Source organism: Actinomadura harenae (assembly GCF_003696215.1).
GTDB classification, from domain to species: domain Bacteria; phylum Actinomycetota; class Actinomycetes; order Streptosporangiales; family Streptosporangiaceae; genus Spirillospora; species Spirillospora harenae.
In genome coordinates this window covers 15,052-32,948 of sequence record NZ_RFFG01000088.1, presented here as the reverse complement: position 1 = coordinate 32,948, position 17,897 = coordinate 15,052, and the positions used below count along the sequence as shown (strand labels likewise).

Below are 17,897 nucleotides of genomic sequence, written 5' to 3'. Positions count from 1 at the left end.
GGCGCGCCGGGACGCGGCGAAGGCGCCGAGCAGCGCGACGGCCAGCCCGGCGACCGCCGCGAGCAGCGGCGGGCCCGCGCCGAAGCCGGGTTCGAACCCGGACGGCGCCAGTCCCTCGGAGACCAGCCAGGACGCCAGGAGCCGGGCCGGAAGCGGGCTGAGGACGGCTCCGGCGACGGCGGCGGTGAGGCCGACCAGCAGGGACTCGGCGAGGATCAGCGCCCGGATCTGCTGGGGTGTCGCGCCCGCCGCCCGCAGCAGGGCCGTCTCGCCGCGGCGCTGGGCGACGGCGAACGCGAACGTTCCGGCGACCACGAAGACCGCGACCAGGCCGGTCAGCCCGGCCATGAACTGGAGGAGCTTGGCCGGTGAGGGGGCCTGCGGGTCGACGGGGTCGGGGACCCGGGCGACGAGCTGCCCGACGGCGGCGATCAGCGCGACGCCGAGCGCGAGCGCGGTGAACGAACCGGCCATCGCCGTCCGGCGGTGCCGCAGCGTCGCCGCGGCGACCGGGACGAGGGCGATCATTTCGCGGTCTCCAGCGCGGTCATCCGGGCGGCGACGGCCTCGGCCGACGGGGCGGCCAGCTCGTCCACGAGGCGGCCGTCGGCCAGGAAGAGGACGCGGTCGGCGTGCGCGGCGGCCGTCGGGTCGTGGGTGACCATCACGGTGGTCTGCGCGGCCTCGTCGACGAGGCCGCGCAGCAGGCGCAGGACGGCGCGTCCGCTGGAGCTGTCCAGGGCGCCGGTCGGCTCGTCGGCGAACAGCACCTTCGGGCGGGTGACCAGCGCGCGGGCGATGGCGACGCGCTGCTGCTGCCCGCCGGACAGCTGGGAGGGCAGGTGCGTCAGCCGCTCGCCGAGCCCGACCTGTTCCAGGGCGGCGCGGACGGCCGCCCGGTCGGGGCGGCGCCCGGCGAGCCGGAAGGGCAGGCCGACGTTCTGCTCGGCGGTCAGCGCGGCGAGCAGGTTGAACTGCTGGAACACGAAGCCGACGTGGTCGCGGCGCAGTTCGGTGAGCCGCTTCTCGTCGAGCGCGCCCAGGTCGACGCCGTCGATCCGGACGGCGCCCGCGTCGGGCCGGTCCAGCCCCGCCGCGCACTGCAGCAGGGTGCTCTTGCCCGACCCGGACGGCCCCATCACGGCCGTGAACGAGCCGCGCTCGAAGCCGACCGACACCCCGCGCAGGGCTCGGACGGGCTCCGGACCCGTCGTGTAGGAGCGTTCCACCTGCTCCAGGCTGACCATCGTCTCAGGACCCACCGGGCCCCCTTCTCTCAAAACCGATGTGCTCGGCCGCCGCCCGGGTCGGGGCCGCCGGCGCACGGATGGGCGCGCGCACGCGGGAGCGCCGTGCGGTGACGGCGGCATCGGGCGGCGCGGCTCAGCGCGACATCAGAGAGTGGCCCCAACTCGGGGCGAACGCCCGAAGTCGCCCACTTTGGCACAGATTCGCCGAGGTGACACGGGACCTAACCCCCCGCTTCGAGGCCGGGCGGCGGTCAGCGGTCGAGGGCGTGGTCGATCCAGTCGTCGGACTGGGCCAGGAGAAGGTGGCCCGCGCCGAGGATGCTGGCGTCCCGTCCGGAGCGGGAGGTGCTGATCTCCAGGTTGCGGGTCGCGAGGGGGAGGCAGCGCTCGTAGATGGCGCCCCGGATGGTGGCGACCAGGGGTTCGGCGTTGGAGAGGCTGCCGCCGATGACCAGGGCGTCGGGGTTGAAGAAGTTCACCAGGGCGGTGAGGACGTCTCCTATGAGGCGGCCCGCGTTGCGGACGGCGGCGGTCGCCTGGGGGACGCCGTTGGCGACGAGGTCGACGATCTCGGACGGCGCGTCGGCGGTGAAGCCCTGGGCGGCGAGCGCCTCGGCGAGGGCGGCGCCGCTGGCGTGGGCCTCCAGGCAGTCCGGGTGCCCGCACGAGCAGTCGACCGTGGCCTCGGAGCGGATCCGGACGTGGCTGATGTCGCCCGCGGCGCCGCGGCCGCGGTGCAGGCGCCCGTCCACGATGACGCCGCAGCCGATGCCGCTGCCCAGCTTGATGACCATGAGGTTGTCGAGATCGGGCCAGGACGCGCGGTGCTCGCCGACGGCCATGAGGTTGGCGTCGTTCTCCACCAGGACGGGGATGCCCGCGTGGGCGGCGGCGAACTCGCGGACGGGGAAGTCGTTCCAGCCGGGCATGCGCGAGGGGGAGACGACCTGGCCCGTGGCGGGGTCGACGGGGCCGGGCATGCCGAGGGCGAGGCCGCGGACGGGGACGTCCCGCAGGCCGTGGTCGCCGGTGAGGGCGCGCAGGCTGTCGATGACGGCCGCCAGGGTGGCCTCGGGGCCGACCGAGATGTCGCAGGCGAGGTCGGAGATCACGCGGGGCGCGCCGCTGAGGTCGACGGCGGCGAGCCGGGCGTGGTGGGCGCCGAGGTCGGCGACCAGGAAGACGCCCGCCTCGCGGGCGAGCCGGAGCCGGCGGGGGCGGCGTCCGCCGCGGGACGCGCCCGCGCCCTCCTCGGCGAACAGGCCGGCCGCGATCAGCTGCTCGACCCGCAGGGAGACGCTGGACGCCGCGAGGCCGGAGAGCCGGGCGAGTTCGGCCCGGGACTCGGCCTGGCCGGTGGCGACCATGCGCACGAGTGCCGCCGGTCGGTCGTCTCTGGGGTTGCGCACCCCAGATAGATAGCATGCGCGGTCTTTGTACGGCAACGCGTTGACTTCCATCGATTTGACCGTCTAATCTCCGTCTCGACTTCGATTTCGAAGGAAGTTGGATCGAGGATGACCGAATGATCGAGGTTCGCGGCCTGCACAAGCGCTTCGGCGCTCACACGGCCCTGCACGAGGTGGACCTGGACGTCGCGCGCGGCGAGGTGGTCGTGGTGGTCGGCCCGTCCGGATCGGGCAAGTCGACGCTCTGCCGCTGCCTCAACCGGCTGGAGAGCCCCGACGCGGGGACGATCCGCATCGACGGCGCCGAGCTGCCCGCCGAGGGGCGCGAGCTCGCCCGGCTACGGGCCGACGTGGGCATGGTGTTCCAGTCGTTCAACCTCTTCCAGCACAAGACGATCCTGCAGAACCTGACGCTGGCGCCCACGCGCGTGCGCGGGCTGTCACGGGACGAGGCCGAGCGGAACGCCCGCGAGCTCCTCGACCGGGTCGGCATCGGCGCGCAGGCCGGAAAGCTGCCCGCGCAGCTGTCGGGCGGCCAGCAGCAGCGCGCGGCCATCGCGCGCGCCCTGGCGATGAAGCCGAAGGCGATGCTGTTCGACGAGCCCACGTCCGCGCTGGACCCGGAGATGGTCGGCGAGGTCCTGGACGTCATGACCGAACTCGCCCGCGACGGCATGACCATGGTGGTCGTCACCCACGAGATGGGTTTCGCCCGCCAGGTCGCCGACCGCGTGGTGTTCATGGCGGACGGCGAGATCGTCGAGTCCGGCACGCCGTCCGAGTTCTTCGACTCCCCCGCCACCGACCGGGCCCGGGACTTCCTGGCCAAGGTCCTGAGCCACTAGGCGGGCCACCCCAGGCCAGGCGAACCACCCCGAGTCCTGGGTGTCCGCCTCGGCCACAAGGGCTTCCGCCTCGGTCACCCGGAGTCCCCGCCCTCGCGGGGCCCTTGAGCTCCCGACCCGGTTCCACCCCAGGCGCGCCGCAGGGCGCGCCACCCGAGAAAGGTTTTCCAACATGGTGCGTACGTCTGTGCGTATGCGGTGGGCCGCGCCGGTCGCCGTCGCGGCGCTGTCGCTCGTCGGCCTGACCGCCTGTTCCTCCAGCGACGACTCCGGCTCGTCCGTGCCGGGCGCCGCGGGCGGCGGCAAGCAGGACGACCTGGTCGCGGCCGCCCCGGTCGCGGCGAACCTGCCCGCCGGCTCCACCATGGAGAAGATCAAGAAGCGCGGCCAGCTGGTCATCGGCGGCTCGCTGGACGCTCCGCTGCTGTCCCAGCAGAACCCGGCGAACAAGAAGGTCGAGGGCCTGGACGCCGACTTCGGCCGCCTCCTCGCCAAGTACATCATCGGCAAGCCGGACGTGAAGATCGTCAACTCGGCGTCGGAGACCCGCGAGGCGCTGCTGTCCAACGGCACCGTCGACGTCGTCTTCCAGACCTACAGCATCACGCCGGAGCGCGCGAAGCAGGTCGCGTTCGCCGGGCCGTACTACAGCTCCGGTCTCGTCGTCGCCACCAAGAAGGACACGACGGGCATCACCTCGGCCTCCGACCTCAAGGGCAAGACGGTCATCGCGGGCGCCAACACCCCGGCGATCGCGGCCATCAAGAAGGTCGCCCCCGACGCCAAGATCGTCACCTTCGGCACCGACCCCGAGTGCGTCCAGGCGCTGAAGCAGGGCCGCGGCGACGCCTACGTCCAGGACGAGGCGCTCCTGCTGGCCACCGCCAAGCAGGACCCGAGCATCAAGATCCAGGGCAAGCCGTTCACCAGCGACCCCTACGGCATCGGCCTCAAGCACGGCGACGCGCAGATGAAGCAGTTCGTCAACGACTGGCTGAAGCAGATCCAGGCGTCCGGGCTGTGGGCCAAGGTCTGGAAGAACTCCATCGGAACGGTCGTCGAGGGCGACGCCCCGCAGGCTCCGGCCCTCGGGTCCGCGCCGGGCTCCGAGTGAGCGTGACCTTCGAGTAGGAGGGGGCCTCGCCCCGCCATGAACGTCATCACCGACCACCTCTCCGAGTTCGGCCACGGGCTGGTGCTCACCGTCGAGCTGACGCTGCTGTCGCTCGCCGGGGCGCTCGTCGCCGGCGTCGTGGTGGCCGCGATGCGGGTCTCCCCCGTGCGCGCGCTGCGCGCCGCGGGGATGGCCTACGTCGAGGTCCTGCAGAACATCCCGCTGCTGGTCTGGCTGGTCATCGCCGTGTTCGGGCTGCCGGAGATCGGAGTGATCGCCGGACTGTTCACCACCTCGGTCGTCGTCATCGTCCTGTACCAGGGCGCCTACACGGCCGAGGCGATCCGGTCCGGCATCAACTCGGTGCCGGCCGGGCAGGGCGAGGCCGCCCGGGCCCTCGGGCTCACCTTCACCCAGTCGCTGCGGCTGGTGATCCTGCCGCAGGCGCTGCGCACGGTCGTGCAGCCCCTCGGCAACATCGCGATCATGACGCTGATGAACACCGCGCTGGCCGCCGCGGTCGGCGTCGTGGAACTGACCGCGGCGGCGAACCGGGTCAACCTGGCCGAGGCGAAGCCGATCTGGATCTTCGTCACGGCCGGTCTGGCGTACATGGCGCTGTCCGGGCTGTTCGGCCTGGTCACGGGCGTCCTGGAACGGAAGTGGGCGATCCTGCGATGAGCGCACCGTCCTCGCGGCTGCTGTTCGACGAGCCCGGGCCGCGCGCCCGGCGCCGCATCCGCGTCGCCACGGCGCTGTCGGTGCTGGCCGGCCTGGTGCTGGTCGCGCTCGCGCTGAAGCAGTTCGCCGACAACGGGCAGATGGCCGCCGACCGCTGGCGCCCCTACGGGACCTGGCCGATGTGGCGGTACCTGCTCGAGGGCCTGTGGTCCACGCTGCGGGCGGCCGCCGTGTCGATCGCGATCTCGGCGGCGGCGGGCGTGCTGCTCGCCCTCGGGCGGGTCTCCCCGTCCCGGTGGCTGCGCGTCCCGTCCACCGCGTACATCGAGATCGTCCGGACGGTCCCGGTTCTGCTGCTGGTCTACATCGTCCTGTTCGCGCTCCCCCGCTACGGCGTCGACCTGCCGCTGTTCTGGAAGCTCGTCGTCCCGCTGTCGGTGTCCAACGCCGCGCTGTTCGCCGAGGTCTTCCGGGCGGGCATCCGCTCGGTGGAGCGCGGGCAGCTGGAGGCGGGCCTCGCGCTCGGCCTCACCCGCGGCCGGGCCATGCGGACGGTCGTCCTCCCGCAGGCGGCGCGGCGCGTGCTGCCGTCCCTGGTCAGCCAGTCCGCGGGCCTGCTGAAGGACACCTCGCTCGGCTACGTCGTCAGCTACGCCGAGCTGCTCTACAGCGGGAAGGTGCTGGCGAACTTCAACCACCTGCTGATCCAGACCTACCTGGTGATCGCGCTGGTCTACCTGGTCATCAACGCGTCGCTGGCCAAGCTCGCGCGGACGCTGGAGGCGCGGCAGCGCACCCGTCCGTCGCGCGCCGCGCGTCCCGCGGCGGCCGCGGCCGAGCCCGACGTGGCGCAACCGTAATGAGGAGTCCGATGTACGAAGTTCTGGCCGAGGTCGTCCGCAACGACTTCGTCGAGAGCCGCCACTACGGCAGCGTCGTCGGCCTCGCCCCCGACCGCGGCGTCGTCTACACGCGCGGCGACGTGGACGAGACCGTCCTGCCGCGCTCGACCACCAAGCCCTTCCAGGCCGTCGCCTGCCTCTCGGCGGGCGCGCCGCTGTCCGGCGAGCGCCTCGCGATCGCCGCGGGCAGCCACACCGGGGAGGACTTCCACGTCGCGACGGTCGAGGCGATCCTCGCGGACGCCGGTCTCGGCGCGGACGCGCTCCAGTGCCCGCCGACCTGGCCGGAGGACGAACCGACCCGGGACCGGCTGATCCGGGCCGGCGAGGGCGAGTCCCGCGTGCGGATGAACTGCTCGGGCAAGCACGCCGGAATGCTCGCCGCCTGCGCCGCCAACGGATGGCCGACCGAGAACTACCTCGACCCGGACCACCCGCTCCAGCGCGAGGTCGCCCGGATCATGGGCGAGGCCGCGGGCGAGACCCCGTCGCCGGTCGCGGTCGACGGCTGCGGCGCCCCGCTGTTCGGCCTCACCCTGACGGGCCTCGCCCGGGCGATGGTCACCCTCGTCCAGGCGGACGGCCCGTACCGCGCCGTCGCCGACGCCATGCGCACCTACCCCGAGTACGTGGGCGGCACCGGCCACGCCAACACCGAGTTCATGCGGCTGCTCCCCGGTTGCGTGGCCAAGGGCGGCGCCGAGGGCGTCCTCGTCGCCGCGACCGCGGACGGCCACGCCGTCGCCGTGAAGGTCATCGACGGCAGCCCCCGCGCCACCACCGCCATCGCGCTGCGCGCGCTCGCCGCGCTCGGCGTCGACACCACTCCCGCCGCGCCACTCGGCGTCGTCCCCGTCCTCGGCGGCGGACGTCCCGTCGGCGAGATCCGCACCACCCCGGAAGGACAGCAGTGAGCCTCACCCACGAGATCTGCATCGACAGCGTCGCCGGCGCCGTCGCCGCCGAGAAGGCCGGCGCCCAGCGTGTGGAACTGTGCTCGGCGCTGTTCGACGGCGGGCTCACCCCGACCCTCGGGACGGTCCGCGCCGCGGTCGCCGCGGTGTCGTCGATCCGGGTGCACGTCATCATCCGTCCCCGCGGCGGCGACTTCATCTTCGACGAGCACGAGATCGCGGCGATGGAGGACGACGTCGTCCTGGCCCGCGAGGCCGGCGCGCACGGGATCGTGATCGGCGTCCTCACCCCCGAGGGCGAGATCGACCGCGCGGTCACCGAGCGGCTCATCGCCGCGGCGGGCGGCCTGCCGATCACCTTCCACCGGGCCTTCGACATGGTCGCCGACCCGTTCGCCGCCCTGGACACGCTCATCGAGCTCGGCGTGGACCGCGTCCTGACCTCCGGCCAGGACACGACCGCGCTGGAGGGCGCGCCGCTGATCGCGGACCTGATCCGGCACGCGGACGGCCGCATCGTCATCATGCCGGGCGGCGGGATCACGAACCGCAACGTCGCCCGCGTCGTCGCGGAGACGGGCGCGCGGGAGATCCACTTCGCCGCGCTCGCCCCCGAGCCGAGCCCGGCCGTCCACCGCAACCCGTACCCGTACATGGGCGGGGAGCTGCGCCGTCCCGAGTACGAGCGGCTCGTCACGAGCGGCTCCGACATCTCCGCGGTCATCACCGCCGCCGGCTGACCGGACACGCGCCCTACGGCGTGTGGCCTCGCACTGTGCGAGGCCACACGCCGTTTTCGCTTCCGTTCAGTTAGAGGGTCTCACGAAGGGGATTGACTGTCGCGATGTCCAGGTGTTATAACTTGTAACGAACGCGAGAGCTACTATCGAAGGGAGGGTGGCCATGGACAGCCACCCGTTCGTCCGGGTCGTCCTGCCGGGGATCGTGGAGCCGGAGGAACTGCGGATCGAGCACGGGACCGTGCCGGAGCCGGGGCCGGGACGGGTCGTCATCGCGATGGAGGCGACCGGGGTCTCCTTCGCCGAGCAGCAGATGCGCCGCGGGCGCTACTACGACCAGCCGCCGTTCCCGTTCGTGCCCGGATACGACCTGGTGGGACGGGTCGTCTCGACCGGCGCGGGGGTCGACCCCGGCCTGGCCGGACGACGCGTGGCCGCGCTGGTCAAGGTCGGCGGCTGGGCCAGCCACGTGGTCGTCGACGCGCGGGACGCCGTCGAGGTGCCCGCCGGGCTGAGCGCGGCCCAGGCCGAGACCGTCGTCGTCAACGGCGTCACCGCCTGGCGGATGCTGCACCGGATCGCCCGGGTGCGCGCGGAACGGACCGTCCTGGTGCACGGCGCGGGCGGCGGGGTCGGGCTGATCCTGGTCCAGCTCGCCCGCGCCACCGGGGTGACGGTGATCGGGACGGCGTCCCCCCGGCACCACGACGCGCTGCGCGACCTCGGCGTCACGCCGATCGACTACCGGACCGAGGACGTCCCGGCCCGCGTCCGCGAGCTGGCGCCCGGCGGCGTGGACGCCGTCTTCGACCATGTCGGCGGACGCGGCGTCGTCGACTCCTGGCACATGCTCGCGCCCGGCGGCACCCTGGTCTCCTACGGCAGCGCCTCCACCCGCGACGACTCCGGCTCGAAGCAGTGGCCCGTCATGAAGCTCCTCGTCCGCACCCTCCTCTGGAACACGCTGCCCAACGGCCGCCACGCGTTCTTCTTCAACATCTGGGCCGGGCGGCGGTTCCGCGCGGACCGGTTCCGCGCCCAGTTGCGCGCCGACCTCGCGGAGGTGTTCGCCGCGCTCGGCCGGGGCGACATCAGCGCGCCCATCGGCGCCGAGCTGCCGCTCGCCAGGGCGGGCGAGGCGCTGCGCCTGGCCGAGTCCGGCACGGTCACCGGCAAGGTCGTCCTGACCGCCTGACGCTCCGCCGGGGTCAGGCCTCGCGGGTGAGGTCGTGCGTCACCGTGCGGTCGGCGATGACCGTCGAGTAGACGACGGTCGTGGAGGTCGAGCCGAAGCGGGCGAGGCCGGAGACGACCTCCTCGAGGTGCCGCATCGACCGCGCGGCCACCTTGGCGATGAAGCAGTCGTCCCCGGTGACGTGGTGGCATTCGACGATCTCGTGGACGCCTTCGAGGCGGCGCACGTACTCGCGGAAGTCGCTCCCGGGGAAGCGGATCATGACGAAGGCGAGGATGGGCAGGCCCACCCGCTCCAGGTTGATCCGCGCGGCGAAGCCCTCGACCACGCCGCGTTCGCTCAGGCGGCGGACGCGTTCGGCGACGGCCGGGGCGGTCAGCGACACCCGCCGCCCGAGCTCGCTGAAACTGATGCGGGCGTCCCGCTGGAGTTCGGTGAGGATGCGCCAGTCCGTCGCGTCCAGGTCGTGCGGGTCCCGGTCGTGCCTTGAGTCTCCGGCCACGTCTCGACCCTAGTGTTCAGGATCGAAAGCGAAACCCGCCGATCGCCTTCGAATGTGCCTGTAAGGCCGTCCGTCGTGCTCGGTACGTTCCAGCCATGGACGGATCTGCGGCGAGAACAGGAACGACGACGACGGCACTGGAACTGGGCGCGGACGAGCGGCGGCGGCTGTTCGGCCACGTCCTCGAACTGATCGAACGGCACGCCGAGGGCGTGCGCGACCTTCCCGGCACCCCGGTCGCGGATCCATACGACATCCGCCGCCACCTGGAACGTTACGACTTCGACGGCGCGATGACCCCGGAGGCGGTGCTCGGCGACACCGCCGCGATGCTGCGCCGCTGGACCGTCCACACCACCCATCCCGGCTACTTCGGGCTGTTCAACCCCAACCCGGCGCCGCTCGGCGTGCTGGGCGACCTGCTGACGGCGGCGTTCAACCCGCAGCTCGCGGCCTGGTCGCACGGGCCCGCCGCCGCCGAGATCGACCGGCACGTGGTCGCCTACCTGGGAGAACGCCTCGGCCTGCCGGGCGATCCGGTGGCCGGGCACTTCACCAGCGGCGGCGCCGAGGCCAACCTGACCGGCGTCCTGCTCGCCCTCACCCGGACGTTCCCGGAGGTCGGCGAGGAGGGCGTCGGAGCGCTCCCCGGACGGCCCGTCCTGTACGCCAGCGCGGAGAGCCACCTGGCCTGGCTGAAGATCGCGCACATGTGCGGGCTGGGACGCGGCGCGGTGCGGCTCGTCCCGGTCACGCCCGACCTGCGCATGGACCCGGCCGCCCTGGCCGAGGCGATCGCCGCCGACCGCGCGCGGGGACTGCTGCCGTTCCTGGTCGTCGGGACGGCGGGCACGACCGGCGCGGGCGTGATCGACCCCCTGCACGACCTCGCCGACCTCGCCGAAACCGAGGGGATGCGCTTCCACGTGGACGCGGCCTGGGCGGGCGCCGCCGCCCTCTCCGACCGGCTCCGTCCCGTCCTGGACGGCATCGGACGAGCCCACTCGGTGACCCTGGACGCGCACAAATGGCTGTCGATGCCGATGGGCGCGGGCACGTTCCTGACTCCGGACGCCGCGGGCCTGCGGGAGACCTTCCGCGTCACCACGTCCTTCATGCCGGACGAGATCTCCGGCGCGACCGACCCCTACGCCTCGTCCGCCCAGTGGTCGCGCCGGGCGATCGGCCTCAAGCTGTTCGTCACGCTCGCCACCGTCGGACGCGCGGGCTACGCGCAGGTCATCGAGCGGCAGACCGACCTCGGCGCGTACCTGCGCGGCCGCCTCACCGGGATCGGCTGGCGCGTCCTCAACGACACCCCGCTCCCCGTGGTCTGCTTCACCAACGCCCGCGACGCCCAGGCCCACGACGCCGCGCGGTTGGAGGCCGTCGCCCGGCGCGTCCTGGACTCGGGCCGGGCGTGGATCTCCCTCACCAGCCTCGCGGGCACCCCCGCCCTGAGGGCGTGCATCACCAACTTCGCCACGACCGAGGCCGACGTGGATTCCCTGGTCGGCGAGCTGGCCCGCGCATGAAAGCCGGGGCCGGGGAGCCCCCGGCGTCCTCAGGCGGCGGCCGGGGCGAGCCTCATGCCGGACAGACGCGTCCGCAGCAGCTCGGGGTCGAAGGAGATCACGGCGGTCCGGGCCTGGTGCCCGAGATCGTGCAGCGTCTCGATCCAGTCCCAGCCGGCGTCGATCTCGGCGTCGATCGGGTCGAGCAGGTCCGCGATCGCCGCGCCCGCCCGGTGCCGCAGGACGAGGTTGCGCCACTGGCCGAGGAACCGGCGGAACTCCTCCATCAGGTCCCGCGCCTCGCCGACCAGGGCCGCGACCGCGCGCAGGCCGTCGTTCACCCGCCGCACCTGGGCGGACATCTCCAGCGAACCGGACTCCGCGGCGTCGCACAGCAGCGGCACCGCGCCGAGGGACCCGGACGGCGCGGCACCGTCGGCGACCTCGGCCGCGAACGCGGCGGCCGTGGTGTTGTAAAGCCGGGCGAGCGAGATCCGGAACCGGAGTTCGGCCACGTCCGCGCGGACCTCGTCGAGCCGCGTCCGCATCCGCTCCAACGCGGCGGTGGCCTTGCGCATCGGGGCGTCCATCACGCGGGCCACGTTCGCCAGGACCGGCGCGGACCCGGCGACCGTCTCGGACGCGCGCTGGGCCGCCGCCACGGAAGCGCTCATCCGGAGGCTGATGTCGAGCACGTTCGCCGAGGTCGTGGCGAGCCGCTCACACAGCACGCCGTACGCCGACAGGTGCCCGACGAGGCCGTCGAGCAGTTCGTCCACCGTGGCCGCGCCGGCGAGCACCTCACCGATCCGCCCGGACGCGCCGGGCCGCGCATAGGACGTCGACACCAGGTGGCTCCGCGCGGAGAGCTCGGCCGGCAGCGCGTCGAACATGAACGCGTCGTACGAGGCGAACCCGTGCCGCCGCAGCGACTCCTCGATGTGCGCCATGCCGTGGAGCGCCGCGTCCCGGCGGCTCATCGGCGTCTCGCGCTCGGCCCGGGCCGCCTGCGCGTACACCTGCTCGGCGACGTCGAGGAGCCGCGCGCGAGCGGCCATCCGCACCGACAGGTACCCGTCGCGCACGGGGCTCATCGTCGCGAACACCCAGTAGGGACGCCCGTCCCGCGTCAGGTTCTTCACGTACGCGCCGACGGACCATCCGGCGTCGAGCCGGTCCCAGACCAGGCGAAAGGCCCCACCGGGCATGTCCGGATGCCGGACGATGTTGTGCGGCGCCCCGGACAGCTCCTCCCGCGAGAACCCCGAGACGCGGACGAACACCGAGTTGCCCTGGCGGATCACCCCACGCCGGTCGGTGGTCGAGAAGAACAACTCCTCGACGCCCATCGTCATCTCCCGGTCGTCCCGACACGACGACACGCGGCCATTCATTCGGCTGTCTCCGTTTTCCCAAGAAGCTGACCAACAGCCGCCGTCGCGGCGAGATGACCGGCCGGCCGGGCCGGACCACCGCCCGCTCACCGAACGCCCGCCCGACCCGTCCAACAACGTACTGGCCCACCCCCGAAACCCCTCACCGGGGTAGTCCTGGCCGTGCGCACGAGCGCCACCTCGCTCGTCGCGCTCCCATCGCCCCGCAGCTTTCAGGACGTTCACCCCAAGGTGAACCACGGGTCCTGCGAGAAGATCTGCCCGAGCCGCTCACGGACGACCTTCCGTACCTCCGCGTCCGCAAGCCGAACGATCGGCTCCCAGCAGTGCTCCCGGACGGCCGGGTGCCCCGACGCGTCCGGGCACATCAACACCGCCATGACTCGGATGGGCCAGAGCAGCTTATGGACGTCGCCTTTGGCCAGCAACGTCGCGAGGCTTCCAGCACCCGATGCCACGACGATGCTCGCGAGGACATAACGCCAGGACCACTGAACCGCGGCGCCGATCACACCCGCCTGACGCAGGTCATCCGGAAGGGGGTGCTCGCCATGCCGGTGGAGCACACCTTCCACCCAACGAAACATCTGGCCACGGATCTTTTCGTACTGGGCAAGGGCACATGCCATCTGAGCGAGCAACTCGCACCAGAAGTGCGACTTGCACGCCCATTCCTGAAAACCTTCCATGGGATCCGGGCCGAGGAGTTCGGTGAGCTTACGAAGGACCATCCCCCGGGTGGGTGTGTCCGGGTCGTCCTCGAATGCCGTGGCCTGCGCCGCCCTGGCGCATTCGAGCAGGTCACGATCACGGTGCAGCCAGTGGACGACGTCCGCCCGGGCGCAGCCGATCACCGCCTGCCCGAACGACATCCCGGCGGGCCTGTCGCGCCATTCGTCTTCCCACTGCCGCACATAGGCCAGCACGTCCTCGATCGTCCCGTCCGCGGTCTCGAACGCCCCTCCGCAACCATGCCTCGCGCCACCACACGCGCAAAGACAACGAGTGCGCCGAGCCCGCGCACACTGCAGGTTGTGGGCCACGCGCTCCTCCAGCGGATCAACCTGAAAGGCTCATCATGTAAGCCGAGGAGAATGCAGGTAAGTCTCTGTCTGGCAAGATGTGCCTGCCGCTACTGGACGACACCCTCCACGCCGAAGAACCGGCTCGTTCAGACCCTTGTGCACCGGTGTGTCCGCTGCCGGAAACTTGCATAATGCATCGGTCGTCACCAGGGCCGGGGAAGCCGCGTAATCCCTGGTTGTTTTGACCGGTGGTTGCCGTCGGGGAGAGGGGGATGCGGGTAGGCCACGGCACGGGTCCCGTGCGGCGCTTCGGTGGTGCCGGGGCTCTTTCGGCGCGTCCGGAACGGCGCGTGTCCCTATTCCGGGGGTGGTCACGATGGACGAAGAGCGCAGGTCGCTGGCCGAGTTGTACGACGAGGCGCGGGCCGAGGGCGGGACGCTGACCGTGTACGCGGGCGGCGACACCCCCGGCCAGCAGGACGCCACCGTCGCCGCGTTCAACGCCGCCTTCCCGGACGTCACGCTCGACATGGTCGTGGACTACAGCAAGTACCACAACGTGCGGATCGACCGGCAGCTGGCGACCGGGACGCTGGTCGCCGACGTCCCCCAGGCGGCCACCCCCGTCTGGGACCTGCCCAACGCCAACGTCGAGGAGTTCGTCGCCTTCATGGCCGACCGGGCCGAGGTGGAACGCTGGCGGCAGACCCTCACGCTCTACCTCGGCGAGGTCCACGGCGATCCGACGCCCGGCCGGCTCGGCCTGCACCCCACGAAGCATGCGCCGTGAGGACTCACAAGGCGAACGACGCCCCGATCAGATGTCGGGCATTCGGTTGAGCAGCCACAGGGTGCTGTTGTCGCCGCCGAGCCGGGGGAAGTGGTGGACGGCCTCGTTGCACAGGTTGATGAGGTGCTGCTTCTTTCCCGTGGCGGGGAGTTCGACGTATTCGAAGGTCGGCGCGATCTGCAGGTCGCCTTTCACGCCGTTCGGCGTGAGGGTGTGGGCGACCATGGTCTCGGCGATGGAGGCGAGGACGCCCTGCATCGCGGCCATGAAGGTGCGTTCGAGGCCGTAGCGCTTGCTCTTGGCACCCGGGGCGATGTCCTTGGCCGAGGTGGCGTAGAGGACGTCGATCATGTGGAGCACGTAGCAGTAGGCGGCGTTGAACAGGTCGTTGATGCTGGTCGCCGCGTCGTCCCCAACGTAGTCGAGTGACATGGGGTCGGTGTCGACGAGCCACACCGGGCCGATCGGCTCGATCCCTTCGGCGATGCGCTGGAACTTGGTGTAGTGCGGGAGCTCGTCGAGTCCCGGCTTGGGGTTGAGGGGGTCGATGGGCACCGACGGCTTCTTGGGGTCGACGCCCTCTCCCTGGTCCACGATCATCTTCAGCGCCTGCTGGGCGGTCTTGAGATCCTCGACGACGAAGGGCTCGCCGCCGCCGTCCTTGTTCCAGTAGGCGCCCATGTACTGGAGATCGCGCTTGTTCTTTCCCCAGAGCTTCTTCTTCTCCACCTTCTCCAGGTGGTCCAGGCCCTTCATGATGGACTTGTAGAACAGGCCGATCGTGGAGTACTGCCCCTTGGGCGGCTTCCCTTCGTCCTTCGGCGCGGTGGGGCGCTCGAACTCCATGAACACCGTCCGGACGATCTCGGTGTCGCACTTGCCGAGGTGCAGCAGGAGCGGCGGATGGCGGTGCAGCATGTATTCGGGATAGGCGGGGACGAAGTTCTCCTCGTAGAACTTCACCTTGTCGCCGTGACCGAGGGCCACGATGATGTTCCGGACCATGCACAGGTGCAGCATCTCCTCGACGACGATGCTGCGGACGAGCCGCAGCGCGCCGATCCCGGGGTCCCAGCGCGAGTTGCCGCGTCCGGACATGGAGAACATGGCGTACAGGTACATCGGAATGGTCTGCATCTCCACCGCCGCCGCCTGGAGCAGGTGGTTGAGGAGCTCCTTCTCGGTCGTGATCCCCTTGTCGGCGTCGACCGGGAACGCCTCGAGGATGGTGGACAGCGTGGCGACGGGCCCCGCGGTCGGGGTGTTCGTCTGCGGGCTCACTGCATGCTCTCCTGTGGCGTGAAGGGTGCGGACGGCGCGTTCGGTGCGGACGATGCGTTCGGCGGCGCCGGTTCGGCGGACGCGCGGATCCAGCCGCTCGCCGTCCATGCGCGCAGGTGCGCCCATGCCGCGGCCGGTTCCAGGGACGACGCGGCGCGGGCCTCGTCGAACGTGGCCCCGGCGAGCAGGGCTTCGAGCAGGTCGTGTGCCTGGGGGGCGAGGGCGGTCACCCGCACGCGGTAGTCGCGGCGCCAGAGGACCAGGCGGGTCGGACGCGGGGTGAGCGGCGGTGGGGTCGTCCCGCCGCGCACGGCCGCGTGGTACTCGTGGACGGCCGCGCCGACCCGCAGCGAACGCACGCAGGGGGCCATGACGACCCGTCCGCCGTCCAGGGCCTGCGGGCCGGTGGACGGGGCGTCCCGCTCGGTGCCGGGGCCGTCGTAGACCTCGGCGAACACGCGTTCGTAGCGGGCGAGGTCGATGAGGATGTCGACCCACGCCTCCGAGCCGCCCGGGTCCGGGCGTTCGGCCGTCAGGTAGTCGACGAACCCCTCGTCCAGGCGCGCCAGCGTGGAGGAACGCGAGGGATGCGCGTCCAGGTATCCGGAGGCGAAGTCGCGGAACAGGTCGTCCCCCAGCAGGGACCGCAGCGCCGGATGCAGGTGCTCCATCGTCTCCAGCAGACGGGTCCGGCATCCGTTCCGGTAGATCCCGAGGCGCTGCGCCGCGCTCAGCTCCGCCGTCCCCGCCAGCATCGCGGTGGCCTGGTCCGACAACGCGCCGGAGGCCAGGACGGCGTACTGGAAACGGTGCTGGACGTCGGCGAGCACCGGCCCGTCCTTCCTGGTCGGCGCGTGCGGCGTGTCATCCATGGGCGGCCGCCGTGACGCCGTCCTCGGCCTCGAGGTAGGGACGGGCCTTGGCCAGTTCCGCGAGCAGGTCGGGGAAGGCGGGGAGCGCGTCGTCCCACTCCAGGAGGGTGGCGGTCGGGCCCGCCAGCGCGATGGCCTGGGCGTACAGGTCCCAGACGGCCTCCGAGACCGGACGGTCGTGGGTGTCGATCTTGTGGGTGCCGTGGTCGGCGTGGCCCGCGATGTGGATCTGCGCGATCCGGTCGTGCGGCAGCGCCCGGAGGTACTCGCCGGGGTCGAAGCCGTGGTTGAAGGCCGACACGGCGACGTTGTTGACGTCGAGGAGGAGCAGGCAGCCCGACTCCTCACACAGGCGGCCCAGGAACTCCGCCTCCGTCATCGTCGAGTGGGTGAACGAGGCGTAGGTGCTGGGGTTCTCCAGGACCAGCGGGCGCCGGAGCGCGTCCTGGACGACCTCGACGCGCCGCGCCACGTGGCGCAGCGACTCCTCGGTGAAGGGGATCGGCAGCAGTTCGTGCGTGTTCATCCCGGCGACGCCCGTCCAGCACACGTGGTCGGAGACCCAGGCCGCCGGCAGGGCGTCGGCCAGGGCGCGCAGCCGCGCCAGGTAGTCCGGGTCGAGGGGGTCGCTGCCGCCGATCGACAGGGACACCCCGTGCATGACGACCGGATACCGCTCGGCGATCCGGTCCAGCGCGTGCCGGGGGTATCCGCCGGAGTCCATGAAGTTCTCGGAGATGATCTCGAACCAGTCGACCTCGGGCCACTCGGCGAGGACGTACGCGAGGTGGGGTGTCCTCAGCCCGAGGCCCAGCCCCAGATCCGGCAGCCCGGCCGCGCCCCCGTGGCCGTGGCCGGTCCCGTGTCCGCCGCCGGTCACTTGGCGGGGCCGGAGGGCCGCGGATGCTCGTAGGAGGGGACCTGGTCGTCGGGGATCCCCTCGCCCGGGGACGGCCCGAACGGGACCCCGGCCTCGAACATGCGCTGCTCGAACACCTTCCGGGCGCGCTTCCACACGCTCGTCCCGCGGAACGGCCCCGCCGAGTGAACGCGGCTCTCGTTGATCGGGCTCGCGCAGCTCCCCGAGTAGCGGCAGTGCTGCCCGCCGGGGATCGCCTGCTCGGCGTCGAACCCGCTGTAGCCGCACCCGCCCTGGCCACGGCATTCGTTCGCACCGTGGCACACGTGGGAGACCGTGGCGCACTCCCCCATCCCCGCCATCGGCCCGCTGCCTCCGGCGCCGTGCCCGACACAGGCGTTCAGCCCCATGCACACGTGCAGGTCCGTCGCCGCCGTCCCCGCCTCGGCCCCTGTCCGCGTCAGCACGGCGGCCTCGCGCTCGGGCCCCGATTCCTGGACCCTGCGGCGCTGCTGGAGGCCGTTCTCACCGCCCTTGACGAACGCCTCGATGTCCTCCGCCGACAGCCGCGGGTCGTGCCCGTCCTGACCTTTGTCCTCAGCCATGCTGA

General features: G+C 72.0%; 19 protein-coding genes. 9 read left to right on the top strand and 10 right to left on the bottom strand.

Going from position 1 to position 17,897, the window contains the following annotated elements; genetic code table 11:
* The 3 genes from EBO15_RS33360 to EBO15_RS33350 form a co-directional block, all read right to left on the bottom strand.
* Positions 1–528: FtsX-like permease family protein (locus EBO15_RS33360; protein ID WP_147481774.1), on the bottom strand; the 528-nt coding region annotated here is incomplete at its 3' end.
* Positions 525–1,247, bottom strand: coding sequence for an ABC transporter ATP-binding protein (locus EBO15_RS33355; RefSeq protein ID WP_122198469.1), 723 nt, complete (start codon positions 1,245–1,247; stop codon positions 525–527). The genes EBO15_RS33355 and EBO15_RS33360, both read right to left, overlap by 4 nt.
* 254 nt (positions 1,248–1,501) lie before the next feature.
* The gene (locus EBO15_RS33350) at positions 1,502–2,659 is read right to left on the bottom strand and encodes an ROK family protein (protein ID WP_233616604.1); all 1,158 of its coding nucleotides are present in this window, start codon (positions 2,657–2,659) and stop codon (positions 1,502–1,504) included.
* Between the two features lie 116 nt (positions 2,660–2,775).
* Here EBO15_RS33350 and EBO15_RS33345 point away from each other — a divergent pair, with 116 nt between their 5' ends.
* The 7 genes from EBO15_RS33345 (at position 2,776) to EBO15_RS33315 (ending at position 9,050) form a co-directional block, all read left to right on the top strand.
* Positions 2,776–3,504 carry an amino acid ABC transporter ATP-binding protein gene (locus EBO15_RS33345; protein WP_122198461.1) on the top strand — a complete coding sequence of 243 codons (729 nt, stop codon included), beginning with the start codon at positions 2,776–2,778 and terminating at the stop codon, positions 3,502–3,504.
* A 172-nt stretch (positions 3,505–3,676) separates the two neighbouring features.
* Positions 3,677–4,618: a glutamate ABC transporter substrate-binding protein gene (locus tag EBO15_RS33340; RefSeq protein WP_122198460.1), complete on the top strand. Its 942-nt coding sequence runs from the start codon at positions 3,677–3,679 to the stop codon at positions 4,616–4,618.
* Positions 4,619–4,654: 36 nt separating this feature from the next.
* Positions 4,655–5,299 carry an amino acid ABC transporter permease gene (locus tag EBO15_RS33335; RefSeq protein WP_122198459.1) on the top strand — a complete coding sequence of 215 codons (645 nt, stop codon included), beginning with the start codon at positions 4,655–4,657 and terminating at the stop codon, positions 5,297–5,299.
* Complete coding sequence (locus tag EBO15_RS33330) at positions 5,296–6,159, top strand: amino acid ABC transporter permease (RefSeq protein WP_122198458.1); 864 nt, start codon at positions 5,296–5,298, stop codon at positions 6,157–6,159. Before EBO15_RS33335 ends, EBO15_RS33330 begins: the two co-directional genes overlap by 4 nt.
* An 11-nt stretch (positions 6,160–6,170) precedes the next feature.
* Positions 6,171–7,115: an asparaginase gene (locus EBO15_RS33325; RefSeq protein ID WP_233616603.1), complete on the top strand. Its 945-nt coding sequence runs from the start codon at positions 6,171–6,173 to the stop codon at positions 7,113–7,115.
* Positions 7,112–7,855, top strand: coding sequence for a copper homeostasis protein CutC (locus EBO15_RS33320; RefSeq protein ID WP_122198456.1), 744 nt, complete (start codon positions 7,112–7,114; stop codon positions 7,853–7,855). Before EBO15_RS33325 ends, EBO15_RS33320 begins: the two co-directional genes overlap by 4 nt.
* A gap of 163 nt (positions 7,856–8,018) precedes the next feature.
* Entirely contained in the window at positions 8,019–9,050 is a 1,032-nt protein-coding gene (locus tag EBO15_RS33315; protein ID WP_122198455.1) for a medium chain dehydrogenase/reductase family protein, read from the top strand.
* A gap of 13 nt (positions 9,051–9,063) precedes the next feature.
* On the opposite strand, the gene EBO15_RS33310 is transcribed toward EBO15_RS33315, so the two are convergent.
* Positions 9,064–9,552 (bottom strand): Lrp/AsnC family transcriptional regulator, encoded by a 489-nt coding sequence (locus tag EBO15_RS33310; RefSeq protein ID WP_233616602.1) that lies wholly within the window; start codon positions 9,550–9,552, stop codon positions 9,064–9,066.
* A gap of 95 nt (positions 9,553–9,647) precedes the next feature.
* Here EBO15_RS33310 and EBO15_RS33305 point away from each other — a divergent pair, with 95 nt between their 5' ends.
* The gene (locus EBO15_RS33305) at positions 9,648–11,087 is read left to right on the top strand and encodes a pyridoxal phosphate-dependent decarboxylase family protein (protein WP_122198454.1); all 1,440 of its coding nucleotides are present in this window, start codon (positions 9,648–9,650) and stop codon (positions 11,085–11,087) included.
* A 29-nt stretch (positions 11,088–11,116) separates the two neighbouring features.
* Here the strand turns inward: EBO15_RS33305 and EBO15_RS33300 are convergent, their stop codons facing one another.
* Both EBO15_RS33300 and EBO15_RS33295 read right to left on the bottom strand, forming a co-directional pair.
* Complete coding sequence (locus tag EBO15_RS33300) at positions 11,117–12,448, bottom strand: PAS domain-containing protein (protein ID WP_233616601.1); 1,332 nt, start codon at positions 12,446–12,448, stop codon at positions 11,117–11,119.
* A gap of 233 nt (positions 12,449–12,681) precedes the next feature.
* Positions 12,682–13,386 (bottom strand): hypothetical protein, encoded by a 705-nt coding sequence (locus tag EBO15_RS33295; RefSeq protein WP_122198452.1) that lies wholly within the window; start codon positions 13,384–13,386, stop codon positions 12,682–12,684.
* Between the two features lie 475 nt (positions 13,387–13,861).
* Between EBO15_RS33295 and EBO15_RS33290 the strand changes: the two genes are divergently transcribed.
* Positions 13,862–14,275: a hypothetical protein gene (locus EBO15_RS33290; protein ID WP_122198467.1), complete on the top strand. Its 414-nt coding sequence runs from the start codon at positions 13,862–13,864 to the stop codon at positions 14,273–14,275.
* A 27-nt stretch (positions 14,276–14,302) separates the two neighbouring features.
* Here the strand turns inward: EBO15_RS33290 and EBO15_RS33285 are convergent, their stop codons facing one another.
* The 4 genes from EBO15_RS33285 to EBO15_RS46375 are packed head-to-tail and all read right to left on the bottom strand — an operon-like array spanning position 14,303 to position 17,892.
* Positions 14,303–15,556, bottom strand: coding sequence for a ferritin-like domain-containing protein (locus tag EBO15_RS33285; RefSeq protein WP_158628436.1), 1,254 nt, complete (start codon positions 15,554–15,556; stop codon positions 14,303–14,305).
* Positions 15,553–16,428 (bottom strand): HvfC/BufC N-terminal domain-containing protein, encoded by an 876-nt coding sequence (locus EBO15_RS33280; protein WP_122198450.1) that lies wholly within the window; start codon positions 16,426–16,428, stop codon positions 15,553–15,555. Before EBO15_RS33280 ends, EBO15_RS33285 begins: the two co-directional genes overlap by 4 nt.
* Complete coding sequence (gene bufB / locus EBO15_RS33275; RefSeq protein ID WP_233616600.1) at positions 16,421–17,308, bottom strand: MNIO family bufferin maturase; 888 nt, start codon at positions 17,306–17,308, stop codon at positions 16,421–16,423. Before bufB ends, EBO15_RS33280 begins: the two co-directional genes overlap by 8 nt.
* Entirely contained in the window at positions 17,305–17,892 is a 588-nt protein-coding gene (locus tag EBO15_RS46375; protein ID WP_233616599.1) for a hypothetical protein, read from the bottom strand. The genes bufB and EBO15_RS46375 overlap by 4 nt, the downstream gene beginning before the upstream one ends.
* Between the last annotated feature and the right edge of the window lie 5 nt (positions 17,893–17,897).

What these genes read in the sequence shown, in the direction of transcription:
- EBO15_RS33305 (WP_122198454.1), top strand. Translation starts at nt 9,648, where the DNA reads ATGGACGGATCTGCGGCGAGAACAGGAACGACGACGACGGCACTGGAA.
- EBO15_RS33340 (WP_122198460.1), top strand. Translation starts at nt 3,677, where the DNA reads ATGGTGCGTACGTCTGTGCGTATGCGGTGGGCCGCGCCGGTCGCCGTC.
- EBO15_RS33335 (WP_122198459.1), top strand. Translation starts at nt 4,655, where the DNA reads ATGAACGTCATCACCGACCACCTCTCCGAGTTCGGCCACGGGCTGGTG.
- EBO15_RS33345 (WP_122198461.1), top strand. Translation starts at nt 2,776, where the DNA reads ATGATCGAGGTTCGCGGCCTGCACAAGCGCTTCGGCGCTCACACGGCC.
- EBO15_RS33290 (WP_122198467.1), top strand. Translation starts at nt 13,862, where the DNA reads ATGGACGAAGAGCGCAGGTCGCTGGCCGAGTTGTACGACGAGGCGCGG.
- EBO15_RS33315 (WP_122198455.1), top strand. Translation starts at nt 8,019, where the DNA reads ATGGACAGCCACCCGTTCGTCCGGGTCGTCCTGCCGGGGATCGTGGAG.
- EBO15_RS46375 (WP_233616599.1), bottom strand. Translation starts at nt 17,892, where the DNA reads ATGGCTGAGGACAAAGGTCAGGACGGGCACGACCCGCGGCTGTCGGCG.
- EBO15_RS33330 (WP_122198458.1), top strand. Translation starts at nt 5,296, where the DNA reads ATGAGCGCACCGTCCTCGCGGCTGCTGTTCGACGAGCCCGGGCCGCGC.
- EBO15_RS33355 (WP_122198469.1), bottom strand. Translation starts at nt 1,247, where the DNA reads ATGGTCAGCCTGGAGCAGGTGGAACGCTCCTACACGACGGGTCCGGAG.
- EBO15_RS33280 (WP_122198450.1), bottom strand. Translation starts at nt 16,428, where the DNA reads ATGGATGACACGCCGCACGCGCCGACCAGGAAGGACGGGCCGGTGCTC.
- EBO15_RS33325 (WP_233616603.1), top strand. Translation starts at nt 6,171, where the DNA reads ATGTACGAAGTTCTGGCCGAGGTCGTCCGCAACGACTTCGTCGAGAGC.